Annotated in this window: 23 protein-coding genes and 1 pseudogene; 12 read left to right on the forward strand and 12 right to left on the reverse strand. The window is 54.8% G+C overall.

Annotation, left to right across the window (positions count from 1 at the left end; all coding sequences use genetic code 11):
* Window positions 1-32: 32 nt before the first annotated feature.
* The 4 genes from tolA to ybgF all read left to right on the forward strand — a co-directional run bounded on the left by tolA (window position 33) and on the right by ybgF (window position 3,936).
* Entirely contained in the window at window positions 33-1,358 is a 1,326-nt protein-coding gene (gene tolA, locus DBV39_RS11960; protein ID WP_108621715.1) for a cell envelope integrity protein TolA, read from the forward strand.
* A gap of 87 nt (window positions 1,359-1,445) precedes the next feature.
* Window positions 1,446-2,729 carry a Tol-Pal system beta propeller repeat protein TolB gene (tolB, locus tag DBV39_RS11965; protein ID WP_227870609.1) on the forward strand — a complete coding sequence of 428 codons (1,284 nt, stop codon included), beginning with the start codon at window positions 1,446-1,448 and terminating at the stop codon, window positions 2,727-2,729.
* 17 nt (window positions 2,730-2,746) lie between these two features.
* Window positions 2,747-3,238: a peptidoglycan-associated lipoprotein Pal gene (pal, locus tag DBV39_RS11970; protein WP_108621717.1), complete on the forward strand. Its 492-nt coding sequence runs from the start codon at window positions 2,747-2,749 to the stop codon at window positions 3,236-3,238.
* Window positions 3,239-3,276: 38 nt separating this feature from the next.
* Complete coding sequence (ybgF, locus tag DBV39_RS11975; protein WP_108621718.1) at window positions 3,277-3,936, forward strand: tol-pal system protein YbgF; 660 nt, start codon at window positions 3,277-3,279, stop codon at window positions 3,934-3,936.
* A 70-nt stretch (window positions 3,937-4,006) separates the two neighbouring features.
* Here the strand turns inward: ybgF and DBV39_RS11980 are convergent, their stop codons facing one another.
* The 3 genes from DBV39_RS11980 to DBV39_RS11990 form a co-directional block, all read right to left on the reverse strand.
* Complete coding sequence (locus DBV39_RS11980; protein ID WP_108621719.1) at window positions 4,007-4,924, reverse strand: EamA family transporter; 918 nt, start codon at window positions 4,922-4,924, stop codon at window positions 4,007-4,009.
* Window positions 4,925-5,033: 109 nt separating this feature from the next.
* Window positions 5,034-6,689, reverse strand: coding sequence for a chaperonin GroEL (gene groL / locus DBV39_RS11985; protein WP_108621720.1), 1,656 nt, complete (start codon window positions 6,687-6,689; stop codon window positions 5,034-5,036).
* A gap of 58 nt (window positions 6,690-6,747) precedes the next feature.
* Window positions 6,748-7,035, reverse strand: coding sequence for a co-chaperone GroES (locus DBV39_RS11990; RefSeq protein WP_108621721.1), 288 nt, complete (start codon window positions 7,033-7,035; stop codon window positions 6,748-6,750).
* Between the two features lie 673 nt (window positions 7,036-7,708).
* Between DBV39_RS11990 and DBV39_RS11995 the strand changes: the two genes are divergently transcribed.
* The 3 genes from DBV39_RS11995 (at window position 7,709) to DBV39_RS12005 (ending at window position 10,289) form a co-directional block, all read left to right on the forward strand.
* Complete coding sequence (locus DBV39_RS11995; RefSeq protein ID WP_108621722.1) at window positions 7,709-8,269, forward strand: phosphorylase family protein; 561 nt, start codon at window positions 7,709-7,711, stop codon at window positions 8,267-8,269.
* Window positions 8,270-8,614: 345 nt separating this feature from the next.
* On the forward strand, window positions 8,615-9,208 hold the full coding sequence (locus DBV39_RS12000) for a cupin domain-containing protein (RefSeq protein ID WP_159078924.1): 594 nt from the start codon (window positions 8,615-8,617) through the stop codon (window positions 9,206-9,208).
* Window positions 9,209-9,242: 34 nt separating this feature from the next.
* Entirely contained in the window at window positions 9,243-10,289 is a 1,047-nt protein-coding gene (locus DBV39_RS12005; protein WP_108621724.1) for an adenosine deaminase, read from the forward strand.
* A 56-nt stretch (window positions 10,290-10,345) separates the two neighbouring features.
* Here the strand turns inward: DBV39_RS12005 and DBV39_RS12010 are convergent, their stop codons facing one another.
* Together DBV39_RS12010 and DBV39_RS12015 are read right to left on the reverse strand one after the other, a co-directional pair.
* Complete coding sequence (locus DBV39_RS12010; RefSeq protein WP_108621725.1) at window positions 10,346-10,960, reverse strand: LysE family translocator; 615 nt, start codon at window positions 10,958-10,960, stop codon at window positions 10,346-10,348.
* Between the two features lie 58 nt (window positions 10,961-11,018).
* A complete protein-coding gene (locus tag DBV39_RS12015; RefSeq protein ID WP_108621726.1) occupies window positions 11,019-11,393 on the reverse strand; it encodes a tautomerase family protein in 375 nt (124 codons plus the stop codon).
* Window positions 11,394-11,596: 203 nt separating this feature from the next.
* On the opposite strand from DBV39_RS12015, the gene DBV39_RS12020 reads away from it, so the two are divergent.
* A complete protein-coding gene (locus DBV39_RS12020) occupies window positions 11,597-11,941 on the forward strand; it encodes a diacylglycerol kinase (RefSeq protein WP_227870930.1) in 345 nt (114 codons plus the stop codon).
* Window positions 11,938-12,759 carry an orotidine-5'-phosphate decarboxylase gene (pyrF, locus tag DBV39_RS12025; protein WP_108621728.1) on the forward strand — a complete coding sequence of 274 codons (822 nt, stop codon included), beginning with the start codon at window positions 11,938-11,940 and terminating at the stop codon, window positions 12,757-12,759. The genes DBV39_RS12020 and pyrF overlap by 4 nt, the downstream gene beginning before the upstream one ends.
* A 300-nt stretch (window positions 12,760-13,059) precedes the next feature.
* On the opposite strand, the gene DBV39_RS12030 is transcribed toward pyrF, so the two are convergent.
* From DBV39_RS12030 to ribBA, 6 genes are read right to left on the reverse strand one after another with little or no spacing between them, the layout of a single operon-like run.
* Window positions 13,060-13,578 (reverse strand): CinA family protein, encoded by a 519-nt coding sequence (locus DBV39_RS12030; RefSeq protein ID WP_227870610.1) that lies wholly within the window; start codon window positions 13,576-13,578, stop codon window positions 13,060-13,062.
* Window positions 13,575-14,129, reverse strand: a complete 555-nt coding sequence (locus DBV39_RS12035) for a phosphatidylglycerophosphatase A family protein (protein WP_108623251.1) — start codon at window positions 14,127-14,129, stop codon at window positions 13,575-13,577. The genes DBV39_RS12030 and DBV39_RS12035 overlap by 4 nt, the downstream gene beginning before the upstream one ends.
* Window positions 14,119-15,099 (reverse strand): thiamine-phosphate kinase, encoded by a 981-nt coding sequence (thiL, locus tag DBV39_RS12040; protein ID WP_108621730.1) that lies wholly within the window; start codon window positions 15,097-15,099, stop codon window positions 14,119-14,121. The genes DBV39_RS12035 and thiL overlap by 11 nt, the downstream gene beginning before the upstream one ends.
* Window positions 15,100-15,114: 15 nt before the next feature.
* Window positions 15,115-15,612, reverse strand: coding sequence for a transcription antitermination factor NusB (gene nusB / locus DBV39_RS12045; protein ID WP_227870611.1), 498 nt, complete (start codon window positions 15,610-15,612; stop codon window positions 15,115-15,117).
* Window positions 15,612-16,100 carry a 6,7-dimethyl-8-ribityllumazine synthase gene (ribH, locus tag DBV39_RS12050; RefSeq protein ID WP_108621731.1) on the reverse strand — a complete coding sequence of 163 codons (489 nt, stop codon included), beginning with the start codon at window positions 16,098-16,100 and terminating at the stop codon, window positions 15,612-15,614. The genes nusB and ribH overlap by 1 nt, the downstream gene beginning before the upstream one ends.
* Complete coding sequence (ribBA, locus tag DBV39_RS12055; RefSeq protein ID WP_407669290.1) at window positions 16,097-17,191, reverse strand: bifunctional 3,4-dihydroxy-2-butanone-4-phosphate synthase/GTP cyclohydrolase II; 1,095 nt, start codon at window positions 17,189-17,191, stop codon at window positions 16,097-16,099. The genes ribH and ribBA overlap by 4 nt, the downstream gene beginning before the upstream one ends.
* 461 nt (window positions 17,192-17,652) lie before the next feature.
* On the opposite strand from ribBA, the pseudogene DBV39_RS20015 reads away from it, so the two are divergent.
* From DBV39_RS20015 to DBV39_RS12065, 3 genes and pseudogenes are all read left to right on the forward strand, one after another.
* Window positions 17,653-17,847: pseudogene (locus DBV39_RS20015) on the forward strand (CYTH domain-containing protein); the annotation flags it as partial.
* A gap of 155 nt (window positions 17,848-18,002) precedes the next feature.
* Window positions 18,003-19,205: a CHAD domain-containing protein gene (locus tag DBV39_RS12060; protein WP_227870612.1), complete on the forward strand. Its 1,203-nt coding sequence runs from the start codon at window positions 18,003-18,005 to the stop codon at window positions 19,203-19,205.
* Between the two features lie 77 nt (window positions 19,206-19,282).
* Window positions 19,283-19,534: a hypothetical protein gene (locus DBV39_RS12065; protein WP_108621733.1), complete on the forward strand. Its 252-nt coding sequence runs from the start codon at window positions 19,283-19,285 to the stop codon at window positions 19,532-19,534.
* A gap of 373 nt (window positions 19,535-19,907) precedes the next feature.
* Here the strand turns inward: DBV39_RS12065 and ftsY are convergent, their stop codons facing one another.
* Window positions 19,908-20,912, reverse strand: coding sequence for a signal recognition particle-docking protein FtsY (gene ftsY, locus DBV39_RS20460; RefSeq protein WP_407669291.1), 1,005 nt, complete (start codon window positions 20,910-20,912; stop codon window positions 19,908-19,910).
* Between the last annotated feature and the right edge of the window lie 273 nt (window positions 20,913-21,185).

The following is a 21,185-nucleotide window of genomic DNA, read 5'->3' on the forward strand; positions in this document are numbered from 1 at the left end:
TAGCCGGCCTGATTCTAGGTTGGAGCTGGCAAATGGAGAAGCCTGGTCCAGTCACGGTCGAGCTATGGACTGAAGGGAACACGCAACAGATCGCCCGCTCTCCGGATGGAGATGACGAACCACAAGAAGCACCGGTTGAAGAAGTCAGTGAACAACAGGAACCAGAGCAGCAATCTGAGCCTGAACAAGAGCCGCCCACCGCTGTTGACGAACAACAGGAGCCAGCTCCTGAGCCTGAGCCCCCGGAGCCAGAGCCAGAGCCAGAGCCGACACCCCCTCCTGAACCGCCCCCTGTGCCTGAGCCGGCAGTGCCAGCACAATCAGGACCTTCCGACGCTGAAATCGCACTTGAACAGGAGCGTAAGCGAGAAGAGGAGCGTCTGGAGAAAGAGCGTCTCGCCAAGCTGGAACAGGATCGACTCGAGAAAGAGCGTCAGGCCAAGCTTGAGCAGGAGCGACTCGAGAAAGAGCGTCTCGCCAAGCTAGAGCAAGAGCGCCTCGAGAAGGAGCGTCAGGCCAAGCTGGAGCAGGAGCGCCTAGAGAAGGAGCGTCAGGCCAAGCTGGAACAGGAACGCCTAGAGAAAGAGCGTCTCGCCAAGCTGGAACAGGAACGCCTAGAGAAAGAGCGTCTCGCCAAGCTAGAGCAGGAGCGACTCGAGAAAGAACGTCAGGCCAAGCTGGAGCAAGAGCGCCTGGAGAAAGAGCGTCAGGCCAAGCTTGAGCAGGAGCGCCTGGAGAAAGAACGTCAGGCCAAGCTGGAGCAGGAGCGCCTGGAGAAAGAGCGTCAGGCCAAGCTGGAGCAGGAACGACTCGAGAAAGAACGTCAGGCCAAGCTGGAGCAGGAGCGTCTCGAGAAAGAGCGTCAGGCCAAGCTGGAGCAGGAGCGCCTGGAGAAAGAGCGTAAGGCAAAACTTGAGAAGGAGCGCCTTGCCAAGGAACAAGCCGAAAAGGCTCGGCAGGAAGCGGCTCGCAAAAAGGCGGCGCAAGAGAAAGCGTTGCGTGACGCTTTCCGCAGCGACGTAATGGGTGCGACTGGTATTGCGGGAGGCACTGCAGCCCAAAATCGTGACGGCGGTGGAGCGGATGCGGCCTATGCTGGCCAGATCCGAGCGTGCATTAGACCGAATGTTTCGTTTCCTGCCCCTCCTCGCTCGGGTTCAAGCAACCCAGTTGCGCAGTATCGGGTACAGTTAAGAAACGACGGCAATGTAATGAGCGTCAGCCTGCGCCGTAGTTCCGGCAACAACAGTTTTGATAGAGCGGTTGAGATCGGCATACGCCGTTGCTCACCATTCCCTGAGCCACCCAACGGTCGGTACCCGACGTACATTGACGTCAATTACCAGATGTACGACTGAACGGAGAGACATTCCATGCTAGCGGTCCAGCACACTTCGCATCACTTAGGGCTTTCACCTTTAATGAGGCGTTTCTTTCATTTTCTGATGTTTCTGTTTATAAGCACAGCGGCATTGGTTTCAACGGTCCACGCACAGTTACGTGTCGACATTTCCGGTACAGGAGCCCAGCAATACCCCATCGCTGTTGCGGACTTTACTGGGGACCCGTCGGGACGCCTGATTGCCGAGGTGATTCGGGCAGATCTCACCCGGTCAGGCCAGTTCCGGCTCATCAATGCCACAGGCACGGAATTGAACGCAGACTCGACAATTGCATTTGACGAGTGGCGCACACGAGGTGCTGACTACGTGGCCTATGGCTCCGTAAGTAAAACCGCAGATGATCGTTTCGAAGTCCGGTACCGTCTGGCAGACACGACCAGCCAGACCAATCTTGACGGTGCTGCATACACAGGGTCAGATCGCGAGCTCAGACGAATCGCCCATCAGATAGCAGACCGTATCTATGAGCAAATCACCGGCGTTCCCGGCGTTTTTTCAACCAGAATTGCTTATGTGTTCAAGCAAGGAAATACTTACGAACTGCAGATTGCCGACGCAGACGGGCAGAATCCGCAAATCGCCCTGCGCTCGCGTGATCCGATCATCTCCCCTTCATGGTCGCCGGATGGGTCCAAACTCGCCTACGTAAGTTTCGAGTCTGGAAAGCCAGTAGTCTACGTTCATGATCTCGCTGCTGGCCGACGTGTACCTGTTGCAAACTTCAAAGGCAACAACTCAGCGCCAGCCTGGTCTCCGGATGGCCAGACGCTTGCGGTCGTTCTGACCAGAGACGGACTGTCCCAGATATACCTCATTAACGCCAATGACGGCTCAAACCTTCGTCGCCTCACCCGATCACCCTTGATAGACACGGAGCCAGTCTTCGCACCAGATGGACAAAGCATCTTCTTCACCAGCGATCGTTCGGGCAACCCGCAGATCTATCAAATTCCTGTGACAGGCGGCGAGGCTCGCAGAGTTACCTTTAACGGTGACTACAACATCTCACCAAGGATTTCACCAGATGGCAAAAACCTTCTGGTCGTGACCAAGCGAGGCAACGCTTTCAGAATTGCCTCGATCGACCTGGCAACTGGAGCAGAAACCCTGCTCACGCTAGGTCCTGATGACCAATCACCAAGCTTTGCCCCAAATGGCAAGCAGGTTATCTATGCATCCAAGCAGGGAGGACGTAACATGTTAGCTGGGGTATCCAGCGATGGCCGTATGCGGCAGACGTTGTCCGTACTCAATGGGGAGATTCGCGAACCAACTTGGGGCCCATTTGGTGTCTCACAGTCTGATCCCCCAACCCAAACGCCCTGAATCAAAAGGACTTAATTATGAACTCTCGCTTCGCTTTCTCCCTAACTGCCGCTGCTCTCAGCTTGGGATTAGCGGCATGTAGTACCGTTTCACTGGATGATCCTGGAGCAGGGTCCGGGCCATCTGGGTCAAGTGGCGGTACGATGGATCCTTTCAACCCGAGCAGTCCGCTCGCAAAAGATCGATCAGTCTATTTCGAATTCAACAGTTTCACTGTTGAAGAACAGTACCGCCCTACTGTGGAAAATCACGCTCGTTATCTCAGCAGCAACCCCAAGCAAAACATTCTGATTGAGGGCAATACTGACATCCGTGGTGGTTCGGAATACAACCTTGCATTAGGTCATCGCAGAGCAGAGGCTGTTCGCAGAATGATGACGCTAATGGGTGCAAACGACGTCCAGATCGAGACAATTAGCTTCGGTAAAGAAAAGCCCAGGAACCTGGCAAATACTGAGGCGGCTCACGCCGAAAACCGTCGTGCTGATATTGTTTACGAGCGTCAGTAAGCATCTGTCGTAGTTGAAATGAAAACAGGAGATTTCGAATGAAGCGGTTTCTGGCGTGCGGTGCAGTGTTTGTGGTGACGGCTGTTTCATCACAAGCGGTCTGGGCCTTTACCGACAACGAAGCCCGTCAAGCGATCAACCAGTTGCGACAGCAATTGCGTGTTGTTACCGAGACGACGCAACAGGTCAATATCCAGATGTCCGAGCGTATTGATCTGCTTGAACTCGAAATCTCCCGTCTTCGCGCAATGGTCGAAGAACTTGGAGGCAAGCCACCGGGTTACTCCAGTACTCAGGGTGGCGCTCCTGTGGAGCGCGCAAACAGCGTAGAAGAGCAGGACGCATTTGACGGTGCGGTTGACTTATACCGACAAGGTCGAGTGAAAGACGCAGCGGAATCTCTCCGGGCATTCTTGACACTTTATCCGAATAGTACGCTGGCACCGACTGCTATGTTTTACCTGGGTAGTAGCCAGTACGCCAGCAAGGACTTTCGCAATTCAATCAAGACACTTCAAGACATGGTTGCTAAATACCCGGAACATGCACGGGCTCCGGACGCACTCCTTGTCGTCGCTGGCAGCCAGTTCGAACTCAATGATCGCGCAGGAACAAAGACTACGCTTCAACAAATCGTAAGCAAATATGGCTCCTCAGCAGCAGCCCAAACCGCCAAACAGCGACTTGAATTGTTTTAAGTTCCCTTGGTCAGGTCCCTCTTTAGTTCGTCAAGAAGGCCGCACGATGTGCGGCCTTCTTTCTTCATCGCTAACCACGCTGTAACCACAGCAATCCGGCAACCCCCAGGATAATCAGGGCCATGCCAATTTTCTCCTGCCTGCTTGTACTCCCATCAAACAAGCGTCGTGAGAGCATTTGGGCAAAAAAGACCTCAACCAAACCAAGTGTCCGTACATTCGCTGCAGTCGTCAGTGCGAAACCAATAAACCACCCCTGGGATGCAGCCGCACCGAGGAACCCTCCCCCAAGCGATATCTTCCACGCCCCAATACATTTACGCCAGGCGGCGGGATCCGTTACACGCATCCATATTGCAAGGACTGTCGCCTGAATGAACAGTCCACACACTAATGTCCAGGAAGCTCTGAAGAAGAAATTACCCTCTGGTAATGAAAGAATGGCCCCCCGAAAACCCACCGCTGCAACGGCAAACGCGGCAGCAGCAAGCAAGCCAAAAGCGACAGGCTTGATATCAACAGGCTGGCCAGCGGATCGAGACATCGGCTTGTAGCCCATCCAGATGACTCCGAGAGTGGCAAGCAAGATCGACATAGCTGTTCCCAAACCAAGTGGATCGCTTAAAACAACCACGCCGAACAGGGCCACCTGAACAGGCTCGGTTTTTGTCCAGACGGTCACAACTACAAAATCCCTGGACTTCATGGCAGCAAGCATGAGAGCCGTCGCAGCAATCTGTGCCAGGGCACCTAGAGCGGTAAAGAGTACAAATGTCCAACTGACACTTGGTGCACTCAAATCAGTGAACGACCAGGCCACCAAAAAAAACAGACATGCAAATGGAAACCCAAAAAGAAATCTAACCTGAGTCGCACCCAGCGTACCAAGCTCCGCTGTCAGACTCTTCTGGATCGCATTCCTGCCCGCTTGTGCCGCTGCAGCAAATATCGTCGCAGGCACCCAGAACCAGGTCCAATCAGCATCCACAGAAACGCTCCATCCAAGTCAGTTGTCGTGCGCAAAAGTGTATTAAAAAAAACAACCTCCGACTGTTGCCAGCCGGAGGTTGTTTAGTGGTAGAAATGTGAGGTAAAGCTTAGAAGCCCATACCGCCCATACCACCCATACCACCCATACCGCCCATATCGCCACCAGGCATTGCGGCAGGCTTGTCTTCAGCGATCTCGCAAACTGCAACTTCAGTTGTCAGCAACAGGCTCGCAACCGATGCAGCGTTCTGCAGCGCGGTACGAGTCACTTTGGTTGGATCAAGAACGCCCTGATCAACCAGATCACCGTACTCACCGGTTGCTGCGTTGTAACCAAAATTACCGCTACCGGCAGCAACTGCGTTCACAACAACGCTCGGCTCATCACCAGCGTTCGATACGATCGTACGCAGAGGCTCTTCAACTGCACGCAGAACCAGACGGACACCTGCTTCCTGATCAGCATTATCGCCCTTGACTTTCTCAACAGCTGAGCGAGCACGGATCAGTGCAACGCCGCCGCCAGGAACAATCCCTTCTTCCACGGCAGCACGAGTTGCGTGCAGGGCATCTTCAACGCGAGCTTTCTTCTCTTTCATTTCGACTTCAGTTGCAGCACCAACGCGAATGACAGCAACACCACCTGCCAGCTTGGCAACGCGCTCCTGCAGCTTCTCGCGGTCGTAGTCGGAGCTTGCTTCCTCGATCTGAGCACGAATCTGTTTGACACGAGCTTCAATCGACTTGGCGTCACCAGCACCGTCAATGATGGTGGTGTTTTCTTTACCGACTTCAATGCGCTTGGCCTGACCAAGCTCTTCGAGCGTTGCTTTCTCAAGCGACAGACCGGTTTCCTCGGAAATCACGGTACCGCCAGTCAGGATAGCGATGTCTTCGAGCATGGCCTTGCGACGATCGCCGAAACCAGGTGCTTTGACAGCCGTTGTCTTCAGAATGCCACGGATGTTGTTCACAACCAGCGTTGCAAGGGCTTCGCCTTCAACATCTTCCGCAATAATCAGCAGCGGACGGCTGGACTTGGCAACCTGCTCAAGGATAGGCAGCAGATCACGGATGTTACTGATCTTCTTGTCAAAGATAAGAACATAGGGATCTTCCAGAGCGGAAACCTGCTTCTCTGCATTGTTGATGAAGTATGGGGAAAGGTAGCCGCGGTCAAACTGCATACCTTCAACAACATCAAGTTCGTTGTCGAGCGACTTGCCGTCCTCGACCGTGATGACGCCCTCTTTACCGACTTTGTCCATCGCGTCAGCGATGATCTTGCCGATCGAGTGATCGCTGTTGGCAGAGATAGACCCAACCTGAGCGATCTCCTTGGTGGTGGTGCAAGGCTTGGACAGCTTGGCCAGTTCGCCAACAGCTGCAGCAACCGCTTTGTCGATACCACGCTTGAGATCCATCGGATTGATGCCAGCGGCAACGTACTTCAGACCTTCTACAACGATGGACTGAGCCAGTACGGTTGCAGTGGTGGTACCGTCACCGGCCGTGTCGGATGTCTTGGAAGCGACTTCCTTGACGAGCTGGGCACCAATGTTCTCGAACTTGTCCTTCAGTTCGATTTCTTTGGCAACCGATACACCATCCTTGGTGACAGTAGGAGCACCAAAAGAACGCTCGAGCACCACGTTACGACCTTTGGGGCCGAGGGTGGCCTTCACTGCATTGGCGAGTACGTTGACACCGCGAACGATACGCGAGCGTGCGTCGTCACCAAAATAGACTTGCTTTGCAGCCATGAGATATACCTCTTGTATTCAGTTCAAATCAGATTTCTACAGACAGATCAGATGAAAATCAGCTGATCACTGCCAGGATTTCTTCTTCGCGGATGACGAGCACTTCTTCACCGTCGACTTTCACTGACTGACCGGCATATTTTCCGAACAGGACTTTGTCGCCAACTTTGACGTCCAAAGCCTGTGGGTTGCCGTCGTCGCCGCGCTTGCCAGGACCGACAGCGATGACTTCGCCTTGATCAGGCTTTTCAGCGGCGCTTTCAGGAATGACGATACCCGAGGCGGTTTTACGCTCGTTGTCCAGACGTTTGACGATCACACGATCGTGCAGAGGACGCAGGGCCATGAAATACTCCCGTTACATTGAAAGTTATAGAAAAAACCATTCAGGGAATGCGATTGTTAGCACTCACCTGCTTCGAGTGCTAATTATATGGGCGAATACTCGGGTTTCAAGGCCTGTTTTTTATGAAGGGCAAAAAAAAATCATCAGGGTTAACCCTATATTGTGAGATCTGACCCCACGTTCATCGCAGCTTGAAATCCGATCGGCATCATGAAATTGCGCAGAGAAGCGTAACTTACTGTTTCCGTAGCATGTCACAATCGCTTGGCATCGGACGATTCATTCAGCAATCTCCCATTACCTACTCGGCACTCACCCCCCCCACAGCAAGACACGGGAATGAGTTCAAGGCGCAAGCCTCCACAAGCCACCCAGTCCAGCGCGAGACGAGCCAGCACAGCCTGCTCATGCAAAGAACCTTATGCTTGCCCTTCAAGCGCAGAGCCAAAGTGCGCTTGCGTTTCGTTACGCAACATGGTGTTGAGCAATTCACCCTCTCATATCCCCCGGTCTGACGCCCAATGTTTTACGATGACGAGTACAAGCCAAGTTTGCCCGCCAGGTCTGTTCACAAAATTGAACACCGAGAAACAGTAATAAGCCCTAACGCAAGAATCAGAGAGTGTTGAGTCCCACCCGCCGCCCTTGACCATCAACAAGACAAGTGACACACATGGAACGACTACTAATCGTGACAGCATTACCGCAGGAACTCGACCACGCCCCGATACCCTATGAGCACCCGGTCGTTTTCACCGGGATCGGAAAGCTCAATGCTGCCGTCACGCTGATGGATGCAATCTCAAAGCACAGCCCGGCAATGGTTATCAACTTCGGTACTGCTGGCCGCCTTTCGGCACACGCATCAGGACTGGTCGAGGTCGCCGAAGTGATCCAGCGAGACATGGACGCCGAGCCACTCTCCCCTAGAGGGACAACTCCCTTTGACGAGACCCCCACGACCATTGCATCCGGCTTCGAGGGGGTACGCTGCGGAACAGGTGACAGCTTCATGAGATCCACCGACTCATGGCTCCTTGATCAACAAGTCGACATCGTGGACATGGAATTGTTTGCACTGGCGCTCGTCTGCCATCGGCGTGGTGTTGCGTGGCGTTCTTTCAAGTACATCACTGATGATACCGACGAGAATGCTGGCCGAGACTGGATGGAGCGGATTCACCATGGGAGAGCCCTGTTTCTGAAGAAGCTGACAGAAATCGGCAGCACCTGATACCGTCACACTTTGCTCTGCAAAGCCTGTGGGACCGGGTTTAAGACGCGGATGCCAACGGCGCACTTGGGGTTAATCGGGTGTTTTTTGCTAACCAAGAACGACTGTAAGCTCAAGCGGCGGGGCGATAACGTGGTGCTACACGACCGTGACATTGATGCCGCCAAAAATATCCGGCGCCAGGGTTTGTTGAAACTCAAGGCTGAGACTGTCGATCTCAGCCCATGGAGGCGGTGCAAGCTGGATACCTGGCGTGCTCGCAATCGCCAATCAGATGGGAGGTCTGCGCCTTCATGTGTGAGAAGTGTCACATCAGACATCAACTCACAAGGTGTGAGTCTCGACATGAAAGCCTGGGCACGATATTCTGCGCACAGGTATATCCTGAACCGACATGACCCGGGCGAACACATGAATCCAGAAGCACAAAAGCTGATCGAGAAGTTTGATTTACTGGCTCATCCTGAGGGCGGTTACTACCGCGAGAATTATCGTGCTCCGCTGCGCGTGAAATCCCAAGCACACCATGGCGAGCGGGCAGCATTCACCAGCATTTATTTCCTGCTAGTTGGTTCCCAGTACTCGGCGTGGCACCGAGTCAGCTCGGACGAAAGCTGGTTCTTTCACGCAGGCTGCGACCTTGAGCTGATGACACTCCCCTCGCCCTCCGTGAAGCCAACCGATACACTCAAGATTCAGTCGATCGGACCGCAAAGTGGCTCCTTCGAACTAACCGTGCCGGCGGGCACGTGGTTTGCAGCCAGACCGGTCGATCCTTCAGGATTCACGCTGGTCAGCTGTGTTGTCGGCCCCGGGTTTGAGTTCGAAGACTTCGAACTGGCAACCAGCAAGCAACTTATAGAAGAGGGGTGCGAGCTGCATCCTGACTGGAACTTCATCATTCAGTTTCTGTCCACCTCGTCGCCACGCGAGTCATAGACTTACGTCCCCTCACGTTCGCCAAGCCAAAAGAATGATCAAGACTACAGAAGAAATTGAGCAGCAGTCCCGACTGATGTCCTTTCTGCGGGAAATGCCCAAAGCCGAACTTCACATTCATATAGAAGGCTCACTCGAGCCTGAGCTCATTTTTGCATTGGCTGAACGCAACGGTATGAGGCTCGTCTACCCCGACGTGCAGACACTGAAAGCAGGCTATGCATTCAAAGACTTGCAAAGTTTTCTGGACATCTACTATGCGGGAGCCAGCGTTCTGAGAACGGCCCAGGATTTTGAGGATATGGCATGGGCATACTTTTTACGCGCCAAAGCCGATGGTGTTGTTCGCACTGAGCTTTTCTTTGACCCACAAACGCACACATCCAGAGGTGTTCCGTTAAAGGCATGCTTCGCAGGTCTGCGCGAAGCGTGTCGACGCGCGCGTACCAAGCTAGGCATCAGTGCCGACTTGATTCTGTGTTTCCTGCGTCACCTTTCTGAGGAGGATGCCATGTCGACACTCGATGATGCTCTGGCTTTCCGGAACGACTTTATCGGCATCGGACTGGACTCCAGTGAGAAGGGGAACCCCCCGGAAAAGTTTGCTCGCGTTTACGCAAGATGTCGCGAACTCGGACTACGTCTTGTTGCACACGCTGGCGAAGAAGGACCTGCCGATTACATTGAATCAGCGCTTGACGTTCTGAAGGTTGAGCGCATTGATCACGGCGTTCAATCCATCCACTCCCCTGCACTGATGCTGCGACTCTCGCAGACGAAAATCCCCTTGACCGTGTGCCCGTTGTCCAATGTAAAGCTTTGTGTGTTTCGTGATCTAGCGGATCACCCACTTGCACAGATGCTGGATGCCGGTCTTTGTGTAACGATTAATTCTGATGATCCTGCGTACTTTGGCGGCTATTTGCTGGACAACTACGTACAGACTTTTCGGGCTCTGAATCTTGGTATGGAGCACGCCTATCAGCTCGCTAGAAACAGCCTGCTTGCATCATTTGCATCTGATTCAGACAAGCAACACTGGATCACTGCACTGAATCACGCCTATCAAGACAAAAAGTAATAGAGCAAACCACTAGCGAAACATGTGGCACAAATGCCCACGGATAGCAAACCAGGTCAACTGTCGCGTTCAGCCAGCGCGAGATATGCTCCCAGCCCGATCATGGTGAAGCCGGAAAGCCGATTCAGCAGCCTGGCCCGGGTGGCACGAACAGCGCTCTTTCTCAACATCCGGTCTGCACCGAAGACCGCTATCAGATCAACCATTGTGTTAAGCAGCACACAGATGCTACCCAGAACAAAAAGCTGAGGGGCAAGAGGCGCTTGCATAGAAACGAACTGGGGCAGGAAAGCAACAAAGAACAGTGCAGTCTTGACGTTCAATCCTTCGACGAGAACTCCCTCAAGGAACGCTTTCCTGGCACCATGAGACGCCTGAGAGCGAATGCTGAATGTCTCATTCCTCTTGAGCAGTATTCGGACTCCCAGATAAAGCAAGTAGAGTGCACCTAGGTACTTCAGCACTCCGAAAACGACAGCAGATTTAGCCAGCACGATCGATAAGCCCGCCGCCGCGGCAAGAACATGTACCATGCCACCAACTGCTGTCCCTGCACATGATGCCAGTCCCTCAGTGCGTCCGCCAGCAATCGTACGCGCAATTACATAGGTCACACCCGGCCCAGGTGTGACCGCAAGTACGATAGCAGCGATCAGAAACGGAACAAACATCCAGTTGACTACCTATCACCAACCCACACGCACGGTGCGGTCATTGGCCTGCGAGTGATTAGCGTCCCGCAGCCTTGGCGCTGATGCCACCGGCAACACCGAGATCGGTTCTTTCAATGTCCTGAATAACCACTCGAGTGTCATCAATCGATATGCCAATCGTCGCTTGAACACTCTCGGCAAGCGCCTTGATCAGAGCTGCTTTCAACTCAGGCGTTCGCCCAACGATCAGGACAGCCGTGATCAGCGTCATCGGCTTCCCGATTTCACCGGCCACGATTGTGTGGTCGGGCGCCACCTCTTCGATCGTGACACGAATCGATGGCAATGGTGCAGCAAGACTTGCCACAACAGCGTCAGTCAGTCCCTTTAGAAGATTCTTCTTCTGTTCAGTTGAATGACCGGTAGGGATCTTGATGTTCAGAATGGGCATGAGTGTACAGTTCCTGGTTGGGGTATTATGGAAATGACAATGCTGTCATGCAAGCCTACCAAATTTACTCGGTTCGTTGTGTCTTGGCGTACGTCGAATCATACATAGTCTGCCCTCTAGCACGCACCCGGATTTTCACAGTGTCTCAACCTGATTCAGACAACACATCTCCTTACAAGAGCAAGTCCGGTCTGTCCAGGCTAATGGCTGCGACCGGGTACTCGTGGAAGGGGCTAAAAGCGGCTGTCAGGCATGAAGCTGCGTTCCGTCAGGAACTGGGACTGGTTATCGTACTCATCCCCTTCGCTTTCCTGCTAGCGCGCTCTCCGGTTGATCTGTTAATGCTCATCGGCAGCTTGTTCCTGGTCCTTGTGGTAGAACTAATCAACTCGGCGATCGAGGCACTCGCAGACGCCATTTCTCTTGAGCACCACACCCTCCTTGGTCGCTCCAAGGATTTCGGTAGTGCCGCCGTTTTTCTTTCAGTACTTTTCGCAACTCTGGTCTGGGTGACACTTATCCTGACCAATCTGTTTTCACGGTCATGAGCTTCTCTGAAAAACTACAGAACAGCTGGCGTCAATTCGACTCCCTGTTGATGGTCGGGTTAGACCCTGATCCAGCACGTATCCCGATGGATCTGGCAACGTCCCATGACGGGCTGCTGGAGTTCTGCTGCAGGATCATCGAGGCTACTGCGCCATACAGTTGCGGCTTCAAGCCCCAGATTGCATACTTTTCATCAATTGCCGCCGAGCCTGTACTTGAAAAAGTGTGCGCATTCATTCGTGACCAATACCCGGATCATGTCCTGGTTCTTGATTCAAAACGTGGCGATATAGGCAGCACGGCTGAACAATACGCGGCCGAGGCATTTGACCGATACGTCGCGGATGCAGTCACCATCAATCCCTATATGGGTCTGGATTCCGCTCAACCGTACCTCGATCGCACAGACAAGGGTGTGATTGTCTTGTGCCGCACATCGAACCCTGGAGGGTCAGACTTGCAGGCGCTCGACGTCGGGGGCAAACCGCTTTACCTCCATGTCGCTGAAATGATTGCAAATCGCTGGAACCAAAGCGGCCAATGCGGACTGGTCGTAGGCGCGACTTTTCCGGATGAGCTTGCGAAAGTTCGGCAGGTAGTCGGCAACATGCCATTGCTGGTTCCCGGAATCGGCGCTCAAGGCGGTGACATTGCGGCCACCTGCAAGGCTGGCTGTGACAGTGCCGGATACGGAATGATGATTAACTCTTCACGAGCCATCCTGTACGCAGGCAAAGACGAACACTGGGCTCAGGCCAGCGCGATGGCGGCCAGCCAGACTCGTGACTCAATTAACCAGTATCGCCCAGCCTCCTGACATCCTGCCTCCCCTGTCAACAGCAGGAAAGTCTTTCTCGGCAAGGCATTGTCCACTGAGCGCTGATCGGAGATGTTAGTCACTCCGGCTCATTAGATCCCCGAGCAATCCACCAGGCAGCAGTCTCTGGCGGCTCGACCGAAGCGCAGGCTGCCTATCGCTTTCTGGCACAAGACAAGATCGAGTCGTCGACTTTACTGCCGCGCTGAAATTTGCCAGGAAGCTTCAGGGCGAGTGACTTTTGTGTACGTGTACTGGCATGCTTTGAGTCACTACGCCGAGATCAGGCGGCAGATGTCTCTATACTGTCTGCAACAGAAGCAACGCCTGCTCGATCGAGTGATGAACCGATGCGTCGCGAACTTGCGCCCGGTTGCCAGGAAAGATCTGTCCATTCGCCGTCACAATCACGCCATCGTCAGTGCGTCTCGCAAATCCGAACCAGACCAACCCAACGGGTTTCCCGTCAGAGCCACCTCCCGGCCCTGCAATACCGGTGGTTGCAAGCGACAACTGAGCACCTGGTGCCATGGCCAAAGCACCAGTCGCCATCTGTCTGGCGACTTGCTCACTGACAGCGCCAAACTCACGTAGCGTCTCGGCAGCCACACCGAGTTGCAACATTTTTGCCTTATTTGTGTATGTAACCCAGCCCTGGTCGTACCAGTTGCTACTGCCTGGCACGGACGTCAATGCACCGGCAAGCAACCCACCCGTGCACGACTCAGCAGTCGCCACTTTGAGACCCATTGCCAGCAACCGATCACCCAACTTTCTGGCCAAGGGGTTCGCCCCTTCCTCATCGACCACATCGTTCACACGCCTACTCCCAAATAAGACAATACCAGCAGGATACCAAGGGTGAGCACCCATGCAAACAGTGCGGCAAGGACATCATCCATCATGACCCCAAAACCGCCTTTCAACCGGGCATCCAGTGTCCGGATCGGATACGGCTTTGTGACATCAAAGAATCGAAACAGAACAAATCCAAGTATCAGAACGGGAAGATTTTGCGGTAGCACCCAGAAAAGCATCCAGACTGCAACCATCTCATCCCAGACCATTCCGACATGATCATCCACGCCCAGACGTTTACCTGCCTGGTCACAAACAACGCAACCGACGACAAACGAAACCAGAATGAGTACGCCCAGTACGCCCCAAGGCAAAGTGGACAACAACGGCCAGAGTAGCGCGGCAAGAATCGAGCCCCATGTACCAGAACCAGGCCGAAGCAACCCTGATCCCAGACCGAACGCAAGAAAGTAGGAAGGGCTGCTGAAAACCTCGCTCAGACTGGGCCAGAGCACCTTGTGACGCTGACTGACATCAAGCTTTCCCGTTTCACCCTGAGTTTCATCGTTCATTGACATCCCGTCTGAAATGATCAAATCCGACGTGCTGAAGTTCCATTTGCCGCCCGTTCGTATCCAGGACGTTCAGGCCTGATCCTTTTCTGATCACACCCACTCTTGACAGCGCAAGCCCACAAGTCTGCGACAGTCTGGACAAGTCGGCACGTTTTGATGCAGGCGCAGTGAAGCAAAGTTCATAGTCATCCCCACCCGTCAAAGCCGCCCTGATTTGCAGATCCTGCGGCAACCCATCAAGACGTGGATCCAGGGGCAAGTCGGCGCAGCGCAGAATCGCTCCACACCCACTTTCTTCAAGAATATGCCCAAGATCTTGTGCCAGACCATCCGAGATATCAATCGCGGCATGGGCAATACCCAGCAATGCCTGTCCAAGTGCCACTCTGGGCTCCGGCGTCTCGAGCGAGCTTCGCGTGGCCGCAAGACACTCTCGTGACACGCGTGTGTCACCTTGAAGTCCAGATAAAGCTATGTGTGCTGCGCCCAGATAACCACTGACCCAGATGTCATCACCTGGCTTGGCAGCTTGGCGCAACAATCCTGTCTGCCCCGCAGGTAGCGTCCCCAAGGCAGTCACACTGATGACAATCTCACCAGATACCCTGACAGTGTCTCCACCAACCAACGGGCATTCAAAGCGGCGTCCGAGTCCGACCATTCCCCCGGAGAAAGCCTTTAACCAGTCTGGCTGCACTGTTCTGAGCCCGATTCCTAGCAGATACCCAAGCGGCCTGGCACCCATAGCAGCCAGATCCGAAAGGTTAACCGCAAGTGCCTTGTGCCCAAGCGTCCCCGGATCAACATCAGGGAAGAAATGCCTCCCCTCAATCAGGAGGTCTTTGCAAGCAACAACCTGAGTTGCCCCAGGAACTGGAATCCGGGCAGCATCATCACCCACCCCTAATGTATCTGATGGGACCTGATCCTGAAAATACTCACGGATCAGAGAGAATTCGCCCAACATAACGGCTGCCAGTCCCTAACGGCCCTGAGTCGCGCGTCGAACTTCTGCCTCGCGCACTTGTGCGGCAACCTTGTCAAGCACACCGTTAATGAACTTGAATCCATCCGTACCACCAAATGACTTGGCAAGTTCGACGGACTCGTTGATAGCCACGCGATACGGCACATCCTGTTTGTGAACAAGCTCGAAACTGCCAATCAGCAGAATCCCATGCTCAACCGGGGACAACTCATCAATCGGACGATCAACAAACGGCGCGAAGATAGCCCTTAAGTCATCGGCGTTCTGCAACACCCCTGTCCAGAGGGTGTTGAACCACACCCGGTCTGCTTCAGCAAACTCCGTGTCCTCTCGTACATGCGCCTCGATCGCACCCTGCTCCTTGTCCCGGTCGGGCCCATTGAGCAACCAGGCATAAACAGCCTGCAAGACAAACTCCCGTGCACGCCGTCTGGCACTACGGGGTTTTGTATCACGCCGGGGAGACTCCCCGGGATTCATCGTATCAGTCATCAATCGTCTTGCTCGTCTTCAATTGACTCGGGCTCTAGTGCAATCAGCAGGTTGGCCATCTCGACAGCAGCCTGCGCGCAATCTTTGCCCTTTCCGGAGGCACGTTCATCAGCCTGGGCTTCATTCTCCGTAGTCAGAACGCCGTTGATGACCGGGATGCCAGTCTCTAGCGCCACACGTGAGATGGCGTTGGCGCTTTCGTTGCTCACCACTTCAAAGTGATAGGTTTCGCCCCGGATCACGGCGCCCAGCGCGATCAGCGCATCGAACTCGCCCGTCTCGGCCATGTGGGCCAGCGTCACACCCAGTTCGAGTGCACCGGGAACTGTCACAACCATAATATCGCCTTCATGGACACCCAGTTCGACGAGCTCACGAACGCATGTGTCAAGTTCGGTCAGGCCAATCTCTTCATTAAAACGGGCACGCACGATACCGACGTGCAAACCCTCGCCGTTCAGATCGGGAGTAATTGTGTATGGGCTCATGACTTTTCCTGTTCATTGATGATTTGCGTTCCATCGTCATAAGCGACGACTTCGAGGCCGAATCCATGCATCATACTGGGCATTTTGCGTGGACGTGCCAGCAAGCGCATCTTTCTGACGCCAAGATCACGCAAAATCTGGGCACCAATCCCGTAATTTCTCAAATCCATCCGCTCTCGCGCCCGTCCGCGCACCGCTGACTGGGGCTGGTCGTTGAGCAGGTGCGCCGCCTGCGCCAGCACGTCATCGGAACTGGCGTCGGCGTTCAACAACACCATCACACCCGCATTGGCCTGGGAAAGAGACTGCATGGCGTGATCAATGCCCCATGAGTGCCCCATCCCCTGTCCACACACAAAATCCAGCACAGTGGTTGGCTCATGGACTCTGACCAAGGTTGGTTGATCAGCAACAATGGCACCCGTCGACAACGCCAGATGGGCCCGGCCATCTACCGTGTCCTTATAGGCTGTAACCGTAAAACTGCCCCAGCGAGTCTGGACCTGCCTTTGGGCCACCCGTTGCACCACCGACTCGGTCTCGCTACGATACTGAATCAGGTCAGCAATCGTACCTATCTTCAAGTTATGGCGGCGCGCGTAATCGACCAGATCAGGCAGACGTGCCATCGTGCCATCGTCTTTGAGGATCTCACAGATCACGGCTGCCGGAGTCAGTCCCGCCATAGCAGTCAGATCGCACCCTGCTTCCGTATGTCCGGCTCGCACCAGCACACCACCAGGCATTGCCCTGAGCGGAAAGATATGTCCGGGCTGAACCAGATCCTCTGGTTTGGCATCGTCTGCGACAGCCACTTTGATAGTGTGAGCCCTGTCAGCGACCGAGATGCCCGTGTGCACCCCTTCGGCCGCCTCAATGGAGACAGTGAAATTGGTCCCGTAAGCTGTGCCGTTCCGGTTGGACATCAGTGGCAGGTCAAGCTGGCGGCAGCGATCTTCGGTCAATGTCAGACACACCAGCCCTCTTCCATGCGTGACCATGAAATTGATCGCTTCCGGCGTCACGAACTCGGCTGCCATCAGCAGGTCACCCTCATTCTCCCGATCTTCTTCGTCGACCAGAACGACCATGCGTCCCGCCCTGAGCTCCTCGAGAATCTCGGTTACCGGAGAAATTGCCCCGGTCAGGTCTGAATCATCACCCACGCTGCTACTCGCTTTTTGTTCGATTGCTGACATACACCCACCTCTGGGGCTGCTTGATTCATGAATCGGATCATTATATGCCGGGTGATGCTCACGTCCTTGCAGAACCCGCCCTTCACACCTGGGTAGACTCATGACCGTTCAATGACTTGTCACAATTTTTCTGCCGGTCTATCGTTACACTCAAAAACGGCAAGGTCCGACAGCCATCGCTGTACGGAACTTTTCTCTTTTGCAGCTGACCGTAGCAAGCCTTACCAGCGGTTAGGACGGTACACGAAGCACGCATGAATGGGCCGGCTTCTGGCTGCAGACACATACAATCCTCTCGCCGGCGTCACTGACCAAGCCGCCCGATCGGCGCCCGAGAACCTGAGAAGACCACCATGTCAGAGCAAGAACTTAAACTGAATGTCCCTCGCACAAGCCGGGCATCAGTCGAGCGCGCCATGAAACGCGGCGCACTCAAACACGTCCATTTGCGTGCCAAGTACCTTGACACGCCCGATAGAGCGCTGGTCAAAGCGGGCATTGCATTGCGACTGCGTCAGGAGGGTCGCAAATGGGTACAGACCATCAAGATGCCAGGTGCGCATGCGCTGGACAGGATGGAATTGAACCATCCGCTCAGTGGCCCCACCCTTGATCTTTCGGTGTATCAGGACCTTCCCATTCACAAGAAACTCCTCAAACTCGAGAGCTCCCTGGGGTCAGATACGAAACAAACATCCGGAGGATGTATCGCAATATCCGCACAGCCGCGGGCGTCGTTGAGGTGTCTTACGACCTGGGAACAATCACAGCAGGCGATATCTGTTTGCCCGTCTCGGAAGTTGAGTTCGAGAGCGTGTCTGGGCAACTGCAAGCCGTGTTCCTGCTGGGCCTCAAGTGGCAGGCAACACACGGCCTGCTGCTCGACCTTCGTAGCAAAGCCGAGCGAGGCGATCGCCTGGCCTCGCTCTCCGACAAGCTGGCTGCACTGGGAGAGCTAGACGATGCCGCGGCAAGTGCAGAACGCGTCAAGGCAGTCGCTTCGTACTGGGCACCTCGTCCGATTCAGCCTGTCAGACTCAAGCCATCCATGTCTTGTGCGGATGCGCTCGGTGCTGTGATGCAGGAATGTCTGGAACAGATTGCCCGCAACAGTGCCGTACTGGCTGAAATCGATACCGCAGGCATCTGTATCACCGCCACACCCGAGCATACCCACCAGCTCAGGGTTGGCATGCGTAGACTGCGATCAGCATGGTCCCTGTTTGAACCTCTCGCCAGCCTGCCGCCGCAGACTTGGCGCGACGAGATCAAGGATCATTTTGCCAGTCTGGGAACCGCTCGAGATGATGATGTACTACGTGAAACGGTCTTGCCCGTCCTGAATGCAGCTGGACAACCACCGGTGGAGCTGACAGCAACAGTCGAAGACGATGCAGCTCCTGCTCTGGCGCGAAGTGTTGCGTTTCAGACCTGGCAGATCGAACTGCTCGCATGGGCCGTCAACGCCCATCCCATTCAGGCCCCCGCCGTCGGCTCGATCGAGCATGCAACAATCAAGCCGAAACCGTTACGGTCAGCCCTGCGCGAACGTCTTCAAAAGTGGCACAAGAGAGTCCTGCAGGATGGCCTGAGGTTTGATTCTCTGGAAATCGAGGCGAAGCATGAATTGCGTAAACGCGCGAAACGACTACGTTACGGACTTCAATTCGGAGAGTCTTTGCTGCCAGCACGAAAACTGTTGCGATACCGCAAGCAACTCTCACGCATACAGGACATCCTCGGAGAGATGAACGACCTGTATGTTGCTAGAGAGAAGTTTGAGCATATTCGTGAAAGCCAGCCAGGAGCCTGGTTTGCAGTTGGCTGGATTGCATCAAGACTGGACGCGTTGACAAAAAATGCCCGAAAAGCTTTCGAGACCCTCAAGACCATTGACCATTTCTGAGGTGCCATCACACCTCCGACGAATCTCCGACAAAAGTGACAGCCCATCAAGCCTGAAGGCGCAGGCCTGCCACCTCGTTGGAGATTGCGAGCACGCCAGGTATCCGGCTTGCACCGCCTCCATGGGCTGAGACCGACAGTCTCAGCCTTGAGTTTCAACAAACCCTGGCGCCGGTTATTTTTGGCGGCATCAATGTCACGGCCGAGCAGCACCAGGCTATCGTCCCGCCGCTTGAGCTTACAGTCAGCCTTGAGCAGCAAGCCACGCCGGCCGATATCCGCAACAGCGCGTCAGAGGCACCGGCTCTTCTGCATGCATTGAATGTTTAGCGTCCCGGCGACAACGGCTTGGTTTTCGTCCGCCAGTTGCCCCGATGCTTTGTGCTGCCGGACTTGCGCCCAGCGCTAGCCACCAGCACATCCCTTCACCCCGTGGCGATACCTGTGATGTGCTCGATATGACATAGAGGACTGATCCCCGGCGGGCCTTCATCCGCGAGAACTGAGGCGTCACGCTTTCCCGTCGTTTGCCGCAAAACGATGAAAGTTTTGCTCTTGCGGGCGATCTCACGATGCACCACAGTTTTCAGCCAGCCTACCTTGGGAAAACAGACCTGGCTCGCGTCAAGCTTCACGCGCTGCAGGCAATGCTGTGCCGGGAATCGACGCCTGTCAGGCGCTCGCCCGACAGTCAGGCGTCTCCCTATTCGTTAGCCGAGTCACCAACCAGTGCCTGTGCAAACTCACGCGCCACAAATGGCTGCAGATCTTCCAGTTGCTCACCAACACCAACCCAGTAGACCGGAACAGGCCGACAGCCCTGTGTACCCGCAGCCAGAGCCGCCAGAATTCCGCCTTTGGCGGTCCCGTCGAGCTTGGTTACGATAAGCCCCGTCAAAGTCAGAGCTGCATCAAAGGCCTTGATCTGGGCAAGTGCGTTCTGGCCAGTATTGCCATCAACCACCAGCAAAACCTCATGTGGCGCCTCGGGATCAGCCTTACGGATAACGCGGTGGATCTTCTTGAGCTCCTCCATCAGATGTAGCTGCGTAGGCAACCTTCCGGCCGTATCCACCATGACAACATCCAGCTCCCTGGCATGTCCGGCATGGACTGCATCGAATGCGACGGCCGCTGGATCGCCTCCCTGCTGTGCGATCACGGCAATGTTGTTACGATGCCCCCATTCAACGAGTTGCTCACGTGCAGCTGCCCTGAACGTGTCACCCGCCGCCAGCAGGACCTTTAACTGATGCTTTTGCAGCGTGTAGGCCAGCTTGCCGATAGATGTCGTCTTGCCCGCACCGTTAACCCCGGCGATCATGACCACCTGGGGTTTGACATGACCCACATCAAAAGGCTTTTCGAGACACACGAGGTGTTCGGTCAACACATCCACTAACGCGTCGCGCACCTGTTCCGGCGTTTGAAGACGATCGCGATTGACCCGCTTACGCAACTGCTGAATCAACTGAGTCGCCGCCTGAACGCCGGCGTCCGCCATAATGAGCGCAGATTCAAGATCTTCATAAAGAGACTCTTCAATCTTGCTGCCCACAAACAGACCGCCAATGCTACGTCCAGTCCGTGACAAGCCTTGCTTCAGGCGTGCCATCCATGACTTCTTCCGAGCGACGGACCCGGCAGGTTGTGCCGCCTGGGGCAGTTGTGGCGATTGCACATCTGGCGCTAGCGGCTCGGACACCACAACCTTGTCGGTGCTCTCCTCTGGTGACTCCGTGCCTTCATTCAGCGATGCAGCATCATCGTTTGCCAGCGCTTGTCCAGAGCTGGCTGATATCGGCGCCTGAGTCTGAGCACCTGACTCACTTGCTGGCGTTACGATCTCTACCTGCTCAGGATCTGGCTTGCCTTGCTGCAGCTCTGCCTCGTGGTGCTGTGTCGCATGACCGTGATGAACCGCCGGATCTTCTGGTACAACGTGGGTTGTTGACCTGGGCGGTGTGGGTGCAGACGCCGG

The organism is Orrella marina (assembly GCF_003058465.1).
In the GTDB taxonomy this organism is placed as follows: domain Bacteria; phylum Pseudomonadota; class Gammaproteobacteria; order Burkholderiales; family Burkholderiaceae_B; genus Algicoccus; species Algicoccus marinus.